The sequence below is a fragment of the Nocardioides sp. genome (assembly GCF_050246775.1).
In the GTDB taxonomy this organism is placed as follows: domain Bacteria; phylum Actinomycetota; class Actinomycetes; order Propionibacteriales; family Nocardioidaceae; genus Nocardioides.
In genome coordinates this window covers 931,879-945,268 of record NZ_JBFWVK010000002.1, presented here as the reverse complement: position 1 = coordinate 945,268, position 13,390 = coordinate 931,879, and the positions used below count along the sequence as shown (strand labels likewise).

Here is a 13,390-nt window from a genome sequence, read left to right as displayed (position 1 = left end):
CAGGCGGCGGTTAGACGCATGTGAAAGGTCACTTCGCGTGCAGCCATTGCGCCTCCGCGTGGTTGGCGGCGCGGTGTTGACTGCGCGGGGCGCAGAGGGTGGGAAGCTACTGCTGGCGTCGATTCACGAATTCGGCAACTCCTGGAAGGCCAATGCGAACCCTCTCCAAGCCATCCACGTCAAGCCACCCATTGGCATACAGACGGTCGACGGCGGACTCCGCCTCGCGGAACGGCATTCCTGCTTCGTCTGCCACCTGCCGTCGGCTCAGGCCCGCCTGATCAGCTGCTGACACGACCGCGAGCACTCGACGCTCGGCATCCGGCGTGTCCGCCCATCTGCCTTCGAAGACACGTCTGATCTCGCCCCCGGCCCGCTCCACCGCCACGCCGATGTCTCCAGTCGAGAAGAACGGTCGCGCGATCATCGACGAGTCACTGACTTCCCACGCGTAGTGTCCGATGAGCTGGATCATGTAAGGGTGCCCCTCGGCAGCGCCGACGGCGGCATCCACTGCACCCGGAAGCCACTGGAAGCCCGCAGGCAAGCCCAGCGTAAATGCGGACATCGAATCGAGGTCGCTCAGTCGTTCTAGCGTCACATACTGGAATCGTTCGGCAAAGCCACCCCGGGCCGCCAAGACTCGGGACAACTGGATTGGCCCAGACCCGATGAACATAAGTGGCGCGGCATTGTGAGCTGCCGTCCACTCTTGCAACGCAGGGACAATAGCTTCGAGATCTTCGCTGGGCGCTGACTGAAGTTCATCGACGAAGAGCATCAAGCCTGTGGCCCCCTTATCGGCGAGCGCCCGTGCCAGCGCAGCCAACTCCGCGGTGAACGACACTTCGATCTTGTCCGAGGATCGTGTCGAGGCTTCAAGTTGCAGAACCCCGGGTAGGCCGGCTGTCAGCTTGATCATGTCTAGCCTTGCCAGGAGGCCGGCCGCCTCTGAGCGCATTGTGTTCGCTATCGCCGACCGCACGCTGGCGAGCAGGGCGCCGACAAGGCTCTCCACGGCATTGGCAGTCACCCACGCTGTGACGAAACCGGCGTCGGTAGCGTGCGTCTGTAACTCGCGCAATAGAACGGTCTTGCCGAGCCCCCGCGGTGCTGTGAAGAAGATTGGTGCGCCAACGCGTCCGGAGTCGATCAACCGGCGGACTGGACGCGCCCATTCCTTGATCTGCGACGTCCGGCCAGCGAGGTACGGCGGTGACTCTCCGGGTCGCGGCCCATACGGATTCTGTCGAAGTCGAGCGTGTAGCGGCTGTCGAGGCTCCTGAGCGTTCGGCGGCTCTGACATTTCCCTGATCCGCCCTTCTGCCCCGCGAACCCATGCCCAGGATCTGGCTAATGGCTTGCTCGGAGATGCTAGCCGTTGGACCACCGACTGAGCAGATCGGATGTAGAGGGCTCCGTTCTGTGTCAGCCGCGGCGGCAGGGCCTGGGCCAGACCGCACAGCGTCCAGAGGCTGCGGGGCGGCCCCTCAGTGCGGCTTGATCACATCTGGGAGCGTTTGGCGGAAGGGTTCATCAGTTCAGCGTCGATCGCCACCTGGTGTTGAATCGGTGCAGGCTTCTCCCCAATGTCGGTGAATGACTCTAGAGTCCGCTGTGATCGACTCGGCGGGATGTCCGGTCGCGGAAGTCAAAAGGTCTGGTGAAATGGAACTCAATAAGGCACGCGTCAAGGTCTACAAGGCCGTCGTGGACTCGACATGGTTCACGCTGGACCAGATGACTTGCCTCGTCGGCAAGAACGAGAGCGGCAAGACCGCCATCCTTGAAGCGTTGGAGAAGGTGAACGCCGCCCGCGGTGAGCGTGCCAACTTCCGAGAGACGGATTACCCGCGCGTGCTCATGGAGGACTTCAACACCGACGAGGTCGCCGTCGAGACGCACTGGACGCTCGATAATGAAGAGTACGACGAACTGGTGCGGCTCGCTGGGTGTGAAGAAGCCGTCACCAGCCGGCTGGTCATCGTCACCAAGAACTACGGCAACAAACTTGACTGGACCCTTCCGCTGAACATGTCCAAGTCGGTCGAAGCTCTGCGAGCGAGCGGCTCGCTAAGCGCAGCCGAAGCCGGGCAACTCGAGGACGCGAAAAATCCGAGCGAACTCGTGAAGTTGCTCGCGGGCCTCCCTGAGCCGACCCCGAAGCAGACGGCACTCCTGGAGACCCTCAAGTCGATGCTGTCTAGCGGCAGCCTCACAGGAACTGCTGTCGACTACCTCAGGAGCCGGCTGCCGGTCTTCGTGTATTACTCCGAGTACGACCGACTCCCCGGACGCATCTCAATCAACCAGGTCATCGAACACCGGAACAACGCGACGCTGGAGAGCCTGACGGGCTCGAACGTCTTCCTTGCCTTGCTTTCGATGGTGGGCACCTCGCTCGACGACTTGGTCAACATCAACACGTCCGAGGGCCTCATCAGCAAGCTGGAGGCCGTCGAGAGTCGAATGTCGCGTCGCATCTTCAAGTACTGGAGCCAAAACAAGCACCTCAAGGTCCGGTTCCGATTCCATGAGGCCGCGCCGGGAGACGACGTCCCGTTCAACACGGGCAAGGTCTTCCAGACCCGCATCGAAAACACTCGACACGAGGCAACCATCTCTCTCGACGAGCGCAGCACCGGCTTCATCTGGTTCTTCTCGTTCCTCGTTTGGTTCTCGGAGGTGCAGAAGACCTTCGGCGAGAACCTCATCGTCCTGCTCGACGAGCCGGGACTAAGCCTCCACGCCAAGGCACAGGAGGACCTGCTCCGCTTCATCAACGAGGAACTGCTGACCAAGTACCAGGTTGTCTACTCGACTCACTCGCCGTTCATGGTTGACACGCAAAACTTGCTCTCGTGCCGCACCGTTGAAGACGCCACAAGCGACGATGGCGAGGTCCTCGGCACAAAGGTCGATTCCGAGGTGCTCAAGGCCAACGGCGACACACTCTTCCCGTTGAGGGCCGCGCTCGGCTATGACATCTCGCAGACTCTCTTCATTGGAGAGAACACATTGTTGGTAGAAGGACCATCGGATCTGCTCTACCTCCAGTGGGCCAGTCAGACCCTTGTCGCCGCCGATCGGATCGGGCTCGACCCGCGCTGGACCGTGACCCCCTGCGGAGGCATCACGAAGGTGCCCTCGTTTCTCGCGCTTTTCTCCGGCAACAACCTCCACGTAGCGGTGCTAGCAGATCTTGCCGAAGGAGCACGCAACAAGGTTCGAGAGATCCAGAACTCGGACCTGTTGCGTGAAGGGCACGTCTTTGTCGCGACTGATTTCTCGGAGAATGAACGAAACGCCGACACGGAAGACATCTTGGGGAGAGCTTTCTACGTCGACCTCGTTAACGCCACCTACGGACTCAATGGAAACAAGAGAATGCCTGCCAAGAAGCCCCCGGATGCCGACGAGCGGGCAGTCGTTGAAGCCACCGCGTTCGCAGCCGGCTGGACCGAGAATTACGACCATTACACGCCGTCGAAGTACCTGATCACGCACCCTGACAGCATCACCGGCAAAGGGTTACAGTCGGCCCTAGACAACTTCGAGGGCCTCTTCCGCGCCCTCAACGCACTCCTCTGACGACAGGCGAGCCCCCCGTCGAAGCGGGGCGCTTTGTTGGGGAACGCGGCGCCGTGCCGATATCGCCAGGAACAGCTCACCACGAGGCTGGGCATGCGATGGCGTGCGAACATCTTGGCCTCGGCTGGATCATCTATGCACCCAACCACGACGAAAACTTCATGGGACGGACCAAGCCCGTCCGCCTGGCAGGCCCACTTATAGGGTTCAACCTGGAGGACGCCGCCGTAATCGCTATGGCGGGCTGGGCCGCAGAGTGCCATCACCTCGATAACTGGAATGACCCCTACGTTCGCGAGGGCGCGGAGCATGACTTCATCGTGCTCGACGAACTTGACGAGCGGAGACGCGATCCGGTTACCGATCGGGCAAAGGAGCTGGTTCTGGCCGAGTGGCAGCGAGTAGGAGAGATTGCGGCCGACATGCTTGAGCGGTTCGGATAGCCTCCTCTTCCTCCCGCGGCGGGTTAAAACAGACCCCTGAGCGCGAGTTGCTCAAGGAGTGATGGTGAACGGCGATTCGCCGCGCCTCATTCGTGGTCCGCGTCAATCTGGGCGAACTGGGGCGCCTGTCTGGTCCGTTAGCAGCCCGCGTGCTGCCGAGTAGGGGCACGGATCCCTAGGGTCGCTATGCGATGCAAACCGGCGTGGTGAGCCGCGTGGTGAGGCCGGTGAGCCAGCCTCGTGCCGGCAGCGCCGTTCGGGGTTTCTGCGCGATTCTCAGATGAGGCGTCCACGTAGTCGCAGACCCCTCACATCTCTCGCCAGAGCCGCTCAGGATGTCGGCGTGACTTTTACCTTCGGCCGTCACATTCGTCACGCATGTCCCTTGCGCCTCGGACTACCGTCCCCGTTCACCTAGTCACCAACTCGGAGGAGCCTGGGATTGTCTCGCTGTACTTTTCTGATCGCCACTGCGCTCGTCGTCGCGTCAGTCGCCGGATGTTCAACCCCGACCAGGTCGTCTTCGCCGCCCTCACCAGAGATTCCTGAGCCGGCTGCGACATCAACTCATTCCATCCCGGGGTACCTCACCACCTACACGGAGGCGGAACGCACGGCGTATACCGAGGCCGTGGCGGCGTACACCCAGTTCGTCGATGCTGATCAACGGTTTGTCGCGGCTGGCAAGACCACCAACGAGGCAGCGAGCTTCTACCGCCGACGCTCGATCGATTGGGTGCACTACTGGGCGACACTCGCCCAGCTTGGGCAGGGCGGCGTCACCATCTCGGGCGAGACGGTCACCGTCTGGATGAGGCCAGAAGATGTCACTGTGGGCTCAACGGGCAATTACGTTGTTCTCCTTCGCCGCTGGGTGGACGCATCAGCGTTGGTCGTGAAGCAAGACGGCCGCGAGGTCGAGCAGCCGAACCTGCAGAAGCCGCACGTGCTGCACATCAGGTTGGAGCGACGCCAATCGGAGACCTGGTGGCGAGTCGGGTCGCCGCGTCAGTGCAAGCCATGTTGAGGCGCCTGATCGCGGCCACGCTTGCTGCCGGATTCGCTGTCGTCCTGAGTCCTCAACCTGTCCAGGCAGGTGATGGATGCCCAGAGGGAGCAACCGCCGTGGCGACGCAAGGGGGCACAGTCTGCGTTGTCGTGACGGATCCCGGCTCCCCCGGCGACGGCGGTCCGACCGCGCCTTCGAACGACAGCGGAACACAACCAGCCGGGTGCTTCAAGGACGATGGCACGCAGGTGCCGCCGGACTCACTTCGGCGTGAGGTGGCCCGGCCAGGACTGCTATGCGAAGCCATACGACGCTCCCCCCGGAACGGCGCCATGGCAGGGGCACACTGACTTGCTCCAACCTCAGCCGGGACTCGCGCTTTGCGTGTCTTTGACCAGAACTACTGCCGATACGGGCTCCGGTGCTGCTGACCCGCCTACTCAGGAGACCCGGACCACTGGAGACCCGTAAGTGGTCGTCCGCTCGACCACTGGGCGTCCAATCCCGTCACCTATCTCAACGAGCTCGGTCACGGTCTTTGCCGAGCCGTGCTCGGAGCCGGCCATGCGGGAGATGGTCTCCTCCATCAGCGTCCCGCCGACATCGTTGGCGCCTGCCTGAAGCATCGCGCGGGTGCCTGCGACGCCGAGCTTGACCCAGCTCGTTTGAATGTTTTCGATGGACTCGTGCAGCATGATCCGGCCCAGCGCGTGTACCGCGAGGTTGTCGCGCAACGTCGGGCCCGGGCGGGCCACACCGGCGAGGTAGATCGGCGAGCTGGTGTGTACGAAGGGCAGTGGGACGAACTCCGTGAACCCCGCCGTCTCGTCTTGGATCCGCCGCAGGACGCGCAGGTGTTGTACCCAGTGCCGCGGGTTATCGACGTGGCCGTACATCATTGTTGAGCTGGATCGCAGACCTACACGGTGTGCGGTGGTGACCACCTCGATCCACGTCTTCGTGGGCAGCTTGCCCTTTGTCAGCACCCAGCGGACGTCGTCGTCCAGGATCTCTGCGGCCGTTCCCGGGATGGTGTCGAGACCGGACTCGCGGGCCTCAATCAGGAAGTCCTCAATAGACCGGCCGGTGCGAGCGGCGCCACTGACGATCTCCATCGGGCTGAAGGCGTGCACGTGCATGCCGGGCACTCGCTGCTTCACTGCGGAGACGAGGTCGAAGTAGGCCGAGGCAGGAAGTTCCGGGTCGATTCCGCCCTGCATGCAGACCTCGGTGGCGCCGAGCTCCCACGCCTCTTGAGCCCTGTCGGCCACCTGGGCGACGGAGAGCGAGAACGCGTCGGCGTCATTCTTGCGCTGCGCGAACGCGCAGAACCTGCACCCGACGTAGCAAATGTTGGTGAAGTTGATGTTGCGGTTGACGACGTAGGTGACGTCGTCGCCGACGGTGTCGCGCCGCAGGTCGTCGGCGAGACGGCAGACCTGCGTCAGTAGGTCGCCCTCGGCGGTCATGAGTGCCAGGGCCTGGTCGTCCGTCAGAGCGGCCGGTTCGGCTTCGGCGGCCCGCAGCGCGGCGTATCCCTCCCTGTCCCGTGATAGTCCAGTCGCACGTGGCTGCCTGAAGGGGTCATCGACAAACGTTGGCGACTTGACTGCCTCCCGGAGGGCAGCCCAGTCGCCGTACACGCTGTCGAAGTCCTCGCGCCGATCAGCGGTCCGACCATCGGTGTCGAGGGTCGCATGCAGGTCGGTGCGGCCGGTGCCATCCAGCGTCGCGTCGGGCTCCTGCCACGGCCTACCCTCGGGGCGGACCCCGATGCGGGCGAGCCCGTCGGGAAGCGCAAGCGCTTCAATGTGGGCGTTGAGGCGCGGGTCGAGCCAGGGGGTACGCTGGCGCACATAGTGCGGGTGCACCGTCAGTCGGGGCGCGAGTTCGAACCCCGCGGCGGCGGTGACCGAGCGCAGCCGATCGACTGACGGCCAGGGCCGTTCCGGGTTGACGTGGTCGGGAGTGAGCGGGGAGATACCGCCCCAGTCATCCACACCGGCGTCGAGCAGGAGACGGCACTCGGCACTGTCGACGAGGTTGGGCGGCGCTTGAATCCGCATTGTCGGCCCCAGAACGATCCGGGAGACCGCGATGACTGCGCGGTAGTCGTCCAGCCCAAGATCGTTCGCGTGGCGCATCGCGGTGTCGGGCTTGGCGCGGAAGTTCTGGACGATCACCTCCTGGATGGAGCCGTAGAGCCTGGCGATTCGCCGCAGCTCGAAGATCGTCTCGGCCCGCTCGGTCAGCGTTTCACCGATGCCGACGAGCAGCCCGGTGGTGAAAGGAATCGACAATCGGCCTGCGTCCTCGAGAACGCGCGAACGGGTCACCGGGTCCTTGTCAGGTGAGCCGAAGTGCGCCTCGCCTTTCGTCTCGAACAGCCGGCGCGCGGTCGTCTCGAGCATCATCCCCATCGACGCCGACACCGGCTTGAGGCGTGTCATCTCCTCCCATGACATGACGCCCGGATTTAGGTGCGGCAGCAGGCCGGTGTCTTCCAGCACCCGGACCGCCATTGCCCGGATGTAGTCGAGCGTTGAATCGAAGCCTCGCTCGTCCAGCCACACCCGTGCCTCGGGCCAGCGGTCCTCGGGCCGGTCGCCGAGGGTGAAGAGCGCCTCGAGACAGCCAAGTGAAGCGCCTTCGCGAGCGATCGCCAGGATCTCGTCGCAGGAGAGGTACGGCGAGGACAGCTTGCCGGGCACCGTAGCGAACGTGCAGTACTGACAAAGGTCGCGGCACAGCCGCGTGATGGGGATGAAGACCTTCGGGGAGTAAGTGACCACGCCCGGTCGTCCTGCCCGCGCCAGCCCCGCGTCGCGTACGCGTGCCGCAACCGCACAAAGCCGGTCAAGGGAGCTCTCGCGCGCCGCCAGCAGTGAGGCGGCCTCCTCGACGCCGAGGGTCGCACCGCGCTCCACGCGTAGCAGTGCCCGCCGGATCTGTTTGTCGTTGGGCTCCGGTCGAAGGGTCGGTCGCGCCTGGCCACGCGGTGTCGTCATGTCGTTCCCACGTCCGTGATGCGCAACCCGGAGTGCGCCTTGTAGCGGCGGTTGACGCTGATGAGGTTTGCCGTCAATGCCTCGACCTGGTGGGCGTTGCGCAGTCGACCCCCGTAGACCCCCCGCACGCCGGGAATGATGTCGGCCAGGGTCTGGACCAGATCCGTCGCCTCGCGAACATCGCCCAGAACGAGCACGTCGGAATCGATCGCAACGACCGCCGGGTCGTCGAGCAGTACCGCGCTGACGTTGTGGAACGCACCGACGACGGTGGAGTTCGGCAGTAGCGCCGCAGCCTGCTGGGTCGCCGATCCCTCGTCGACCGTCAGCGCGTAGGCGCCCTGCTTGTCGAAGCCCAGCGGGTTTACACAGTCGACGACAATCTTCCCGGCCAACACCGGGGCCAGGTCGATCAACAATTCGGCGTGCCCACACCACGGCACCGCCACGACCACGAGTTCGCCAGCTCCAGCCGCGCCGGCGTTGTCATCGCCGGTAACGGTGCCGCCAGTGGCGGTGGCGAGTTCGGCTGCAGTGTCAAGGGCCCGCTGCGCGCTGCGGCTGCCGATCACGACCGAAAGGCCGGCGGCCGCGAACCGCCGTGCCAAACCGCGACCCTGCGGCCCGGTGCCACCGAGGACAGCCACCGCTTTTCGGTCGAGTGACTCAGGCAAACTCATGGATGCTCCTCATGCGAGTTGTGGCGGCGGCGTCACAAGCTTCGCAACTATGTCACATAAACTGCAATATGATCAAATAACGCCCATTCGGGACGCCCACCTAGAAGTTGCCGGTTGCCGTCGCAGGGACCCCGACAGCGTCAGAGTGCGGCTCACGGAGGCTGACATGGACCCTGACTCGTCACCACCGGACCAGCAACCCGCCTTGTTCTCACGCTCAACGATGTGTCCAACGAGACCCCAATGGGGCGGGTTCGTGCTGCTGGGGACGGGGAACAACGCCGAACGGCGGTCTCGGCGATTAGCGAGCCTGTTCAATTTCCAGCACGACGGCGAGACCTTGGCCGACACCGATGCAGACGGCCGCGACACCCCAGCGCTGGTTAGTCTCGCGAAGCACTTTCGCAAGGGTTCCCACCAACCGCCCCCCGAAGCTCCGAGAGGGTGGCCGATGGCGATGGCACCTCCACGCTGGTTGACGATCACCGGGTCGACCGGCCAGGCATCAACGCACGCGAGCGCCTGAACAGCGAAGGCTTCGTTGAGTTCGACGGCCCCGACCTCGTCCCATCGGACGCCCGCCCGCGCCAGCGCTGCGTTGCCTGCTTGTACGGGAGCAATGCCGAACTCTTGAGGTTCGAGGGCAAACGCCGCCCGACCTGCAATGCGTGCCAGCGGCTCCCGGCCGATTCGGTCCGCGGCGGCCTCCGAGCCCAACAGGATCGCAGAGGCACCGTCGCTCAGGGGCGAGGAGTTTCCGGCGGTGATCGTGCCGTCCCTTCGGAAGACGGCTTTGAGACTCGCGAGCGTCTCGGGCGTGCTCGCGGGGCGGATTCCCTCGTCGCGGACGACGTCGGTGCCTGCGACTGGAGCGACGAGGTCCTGGTAGAACCCCTCTTCCCACGCAGCGTGTGCGAGTTGGTGGGACCTGGTGGCGAAGGCGTCCTGGCGCTCACGAGTGATACCGAACCTCTCCTGCAGTTGCTCGTTGGCCGCGCCCAAGCTCACCGTCCATTCCTGTCGCATCAAAGGGTTGACCAACCGCCACCCCAGCGCCGTCGACACCGCGGTGGTGTCGGCGGGCGGGAATGCCCTGTCTGGCTTCGGCAGCACCCAAGGCGCACGAGTCATCGACTCGACGCCGCCGACGAGAACGATGTCGGCGTCATGGGAGACGATGGTGCGCGAACCGATCATCACTGCGTCGAGGCTGGATCCGCAGAGCCGGTTGACTGTCGTTGCCGGAACGCTGACTGGCAGTCCAGCGAGCAAGCCGGCCATCCGCCCGATGTTGCGGTTGTCTTCGCCGGCACCGTTGGCGTTCCCCCACACGATCTCGTCGATCGCAGCAGGATCCAGCCGCGCTGTGCTCGACAAGACGGAGGAGATGATCGCCGCGGCCAGATCGTCGGGTCGCACGCCCGCAAGACCGCCATTGAAACGACCGAAGGGAGTCCGGAGGGCCGCATAGACGTAGGCACTTCGCGCTGCTGATCCTGATCCCACTGCCATCCTCTTGCTTTGCTCTGTTGGGTCCTGTGGATGCTTCGCGACCCACGCCGCGTCGGCAGCCGAGGTTGAAGGTCCGACGCCGCTCCTGATCAATCGATGGTGAGAGGACGGCCGTCACCCTCGAATGCGCGGATAGTCCCCAGTGCTCGTTGAACCCAAGCTCTGCGGACGGCGCTTGACTGCATGGAGAGTTTCGCATCCGCGATGGTCTCGAAGGCGTGGAATCCGCCCGGCCAGATATGGAGCTCAGCCTTCCCTCCAGCAGCCCAGATGGCTGATGCGAACGAGACCGCCTCGTCCCGAAAGGCATCGGCGGAGCCACAGTCGATGAAGACGGGAGGTAGTCCTGCTAGGTCGGTTGCGCGCGCGGGTGCCTCGTAGATGGACACGTCGTTGGTCGCCCTGCGCGCACCGAGCAGGGTCGACCACGCCAAGCGGTTGGTGGCCCGATCCCAGATGACAGCCTTGTCGTGCTGCAGCATCGAGACCGTGGCGTCGCGGTCGTCAAGCATGGGGCACGAGAGGACCACTCCTGCGGCGGTGGGGCGGCCGCGATCGCGAGCCATCAGTGCGATGCCGGCAGCGATGCCGCCTCCAGTGCTGAGCCCCACGATCAGCAGTCGTTTGTCGTCGATCCCGAGCTCCGGCGCGTGCTCGATGATCCACTGCAGGCCGGCATACGCGTCCTCGATGGTCGTTGGCGAAGGATTCTCTGGCGCCAGCCGTATTCAACAGGGACCAGGGTGATGGATTCGTTGACGACGGACGGCAGCGCGGACTCCAGGCCGCTGAAGCGACTGCCGAACATCATGCCGCCGCCGTGGAGCATGTACATCGCGGCCGTTGGTCCGTCGGTGACAGTTGGTGCGACGACCACGAGAGTGATGGGCGGCCCTCCAGACGCACCAGGCACCTCGACCTCATACGGCGTGAGCCCCATCGCTGCAATTGCGACGCGAATGCAGCCTCTTCCGCCTCGAAGCCCCGGAGGTCTGGGAGGTTCTCGATGCTCAGCGTCACGTACGCCGGCCAGTCCATCTCGTCCAGACGGAGGAGCAGCTCGTCGTCGAGCGGGATCGGAGCTAAGTCACCGCCGTCGGAAGGGGAGGGGTGAAGGATCACGACGCGATTCTCCCCCTCGACCTGCGCCGCCGCGTTCGGTACGTCATCAGGTAGAGGCAGATCATCCAGTCCAGCGCCGCCAGGATGAAGCCGACGTGTGCGAGGTCGAAGCCTCGGCCCGAGAGGTGGCGTAGGAGATGGCTGGTTGTCGACTCATCATGGTCCTGCTGTTGCGCTAGCAGTGCGTGCACGCTCACCATGCATGCGCTGGCCAGCCCCATCAGCATCAGGTCGCGGCTGCGCGCGGACATGCAGGCGGTCAACGCCGAGGCACAACAGGCTGCGGCGAGCGCGACGAACCACCATGAACCCCCGTGTGTGGCCGCCAAGACGTGCACCACTACCGAGGCGATGGCTAGCGCGAGCATGGCGACCGGGGCAGCAGTGATCAGGAACCCCTGCGTCCGCGGCACGGGAATCGTCTCGTCGTCTGCTTCAGCGCACGCGGCTGATGAAGTAGCAGTGTGGGTGAGGCTTAGCGGCACGCGGCGACCATAATTGATCACAGATCAAATGACAAACCTGATTGACCTTTGATCAAACAGGTGGCAGTGTGCTTGTGCAAGGAGGTCCCGGCCTCCTCTTGGAAATTGCTCAGAAGGAGATTGGCACATGCACATCGGACAGATGACCGTGGGTGGCGCCGACCTGCCTCCCCGTCCCCTTCTGACGGTATTTGACCCCGCGACCGGGAGGGCGGCGGGGTCCGCGCCAGACGCTTCCCGGGAGGACATCGATGCTGCCTTCGCGGCTGCCGCTGGGGCATTCCCTGCTTGGTCGCGCGACCTCGCTACGCGGCGTGGCGCGCTGAAGGCCCTGGCCGAGGTGCTCGAGGAGAGCGCCGACGCCTTAGGGGGGCTTCTGCTCACTGAGAAAGGCACCCCGCGCGCCGAGTGCGTGGAAGAAGTCGAGGGGTGTGCGCTGTGGCTGCGCCACTTCGCCGATCACGCCTTCGATGCCGAGCTGTCCACCGACGAGATGGGCGCCTTGGTCGAGATTCACCAGCGACCGCTGGGTGTCGTCGCGGCCATCGCGCCCTGGAACTTCCCACTCCTTCTAGCTGCATGGAAGCTCGCGCCCGCGCTGCTCGCCGGAAACACGGTGGTGCTCAAGCCGTCGCCGTTCACGCCACTGGCGACACTCCAATTCGGTGTGCTCGCGCGTCGTGTGTTGCCGCCCGGCGTACTGAACGTGATCTCAGGTGGGGACGAGGTGGGTGCGATGATGACTAGCCACCCGGTCCCGCGCAAGGTGAGTTTCACCGGATCGATCGAGACTGGCAAGCTCATCGCGGCGGCTTCGGCCCCTGATCTCAAACGACTGACCCTCGAGCTCGGTGGCAACGACGCTGCGATCGTTCTTGATGACGCCGATGTCGAAGCCGTAGCCGACGGGGTGTTCTGGGGTGCTTTCGCCAACTCTGGCCAGGTCTGCTCAGCCATCAAACGCGTGTATGTCACTGACGCCAATCACGACACCCTCGTGGACGCCTTGGTCGCCCGAGCGCGGAACACCGTGTGCGGCGACGGCCGGGACCCCCGAAGCCAACTGGGCCCGGTGAGTACGGAGCCGCAACTCGAGCGTCTGGTGGAGCTGACCGAGGATGCGATCGCGCGGGGCGCGAAGGCCGTGATCGGCGGCCACCGGAGAGCGGGCGACGGGTACTTCTTCGAACCGACCATTCTTGTGGATGCTGTCGACGGCATGCCGATCGTCGACGAGGAACAGTTCGGCCCTGTCCTCCCCATCATCCGGGTGTCCGACGCTGAGGAAGCGCTCGCGCGGGCGAATTCCACCCAGTTCGGCCTGTCCGGGTCCGTCTGGGGCACCGACCCCGCGAGACTCTTCAGCTTCGCTGAACGGATGCAGTGCGGCACGTCCTGGATCAACACCCATCTGATGGTCGGTCCTTCGCAGCCGTTCGGCGGTGTCAAGTGGAGTGGAATAGGTGTGGAGAACGGTGCCCACGGATTGCGCGAGTTCACCACGACGCACGTTGTCTACCGCCCGGCTGAAGCGTGATCC

At 64.4% G+C, this 13,390-nt stretch carries 10 protein-coding genes; 4 read left to right on the top strand and 6 right to left on the bottom strand.

All coding sequences use genetic code 11. From position 1 onward, the window contains the following. Nucleotides 1-106: 106 nt before the first annotated feature. Nucleotides 107-1,306 carry an ATP-binding protein gene (locus tag AB7I40_RS14365; protein WP_428348095.1) on the bottom strand — a complete coding sequence of 400 codons (1,200 nt, stop codon included), beginning with the start codon at nt 1,304-1,306 and terminating at the stop codon, nt 107-109. A gap of 362 nt (nt 1,307-1,668) precedes the next feature. On the opposite strand from AB7I40_RS14365, the gene AB7I40_RS14360 reads away from it, so the two are divergent. The 3 genes from AB7I40_RS14360 to AB7I40_RS14350 all read left to right on the top strand — a co-directional run bounded on the left by AB7I40_RS14360 (nt 1,669) and on the right by AB7I40_RS14350 (nt 5,061). Next, nucleotides 1,669-3,591: an AAA family ATPase gene (locus tag AB7I40_RS14360; RefSeq protein ID WP_428348094.1), complete on the top strand. Its 1,923-nt coding sequence runs from the start codon at nt 1,669-1,671 to the stop codon at nt 3,589-3,591. Nucleotides 3,592-3,689: 98 nt separating this feature from the next. After that, complete coding sequence (locus AB7I40_RS14355; protein ID WP_428348093.1) at nt 3,690-4,034, top strand: hypothetical protein; 345 nt, start codon at nt 3,690-3,692, stop codon at nt 4,032-4,034. A gap of 631 nt (nt 4,035-4,665) precedes the next feature. After that, the gene (locus AB7I40_RS14350) at nt 4,666-5,061 is read left to right on the top strand and encodes a hypothetical protein (protein ID WP_428348092.1); all 396 of its coding nucleotides are present in this window, start codon (nt 4,666-4,668) and stop codon (nt 5,059-5,061) included. 422 nt (nt 5,062-5,483) lie between these two features. Here the strand turns inward: AB7I40_RS14350 and AB7I40_RS14345 are convergent, their stop codons facing one another. The 5 genes from AB7I40_RS14345 to AB7I40_RS14325 all read right to left on the bottom strand — a co-directional run bounded on the left by AB7I40_RS14345 (nt 5,484) and on the right by AB7I40_RS14325 (nt 11,778). Beyond that, a complete protein-coding gene (locus AB7I40_RS14345; protein WP_428348091.1) occupies nt 5,484-8,051 on the bottom strand; it encodes a bifunctional FO biosynthesis protein CofGH in 2,568 nt (855 codons plus the stop codon). Further along, nucleotides 8,048-8,731: an NADPH-dependent F420 reductase gene (gene npdG / locus AB7I40_RS14340; protein ID WP_428348090.1), complete on the bottom strand. Its 684-nt coding sequence runs from the start codon at nt 8,729-8,731 to the stop codon at nt 8,048-8,050. Before npdG ends, AB7I40_RS14345 begins: the two co-directional genes overlap by 4 nt. Before the next feature lie 72 nt (nt 8,732-8,803). Continuing rightward, complete coding sequence (locus AB7I40_RS14335; protein ID WP_428348089.1) at nt 8,804-10,150, bottom strand: thiolase family protein; 1,347 nt, start codon at nt 10,148-10,150, stop codon at nt 8,804-8,806. Between the two features lie 182 nt (nt 10,151-10,332). Further along, complete coding sequence (locus AB7I40_RS14330) at nt 10,333-10,965, bottom strand: alpha/beta hydrolase fold domain-containing protein (protein WP_428348105.1); 633 nt, start codon at nt 10,963-10,965, stop codon at nt 10,333-10,335. Nucleotides 10,966-11,361: 396 nt separating this feature from the next. Next, the gene (locus AB7I40_RS14325; protein ID WP_428348088.1) at nt 11,362-11,778 is read right to left on the bottom strand and encodes a hypothetical protein; all 417 of its coding nucleotides are present in this window, start codon (nt 11,776-11,778) and stop codon (nt 11,362-11,364) included. Nucleotides 11,779-11,977: 199 nt separating this feature from the next. On the opposite strand from AB7I40_RS14325, the gene AB7I40_RS14320 reads away from it, so the two are divergent. Next, nucleotides 11,978-13,387, top strand: coding sequence for an aldehyde dehydrogenase family protein (locus AB7I40_RS14320; RefSeq protein ID WP_428348087.1), 1,410 nt, complete (start codon nt 11,978-11,980; stop codon nt 13,385-13,387). Nucleotides 13,388-13,390 lie beyond the last annotated feature (3 nt).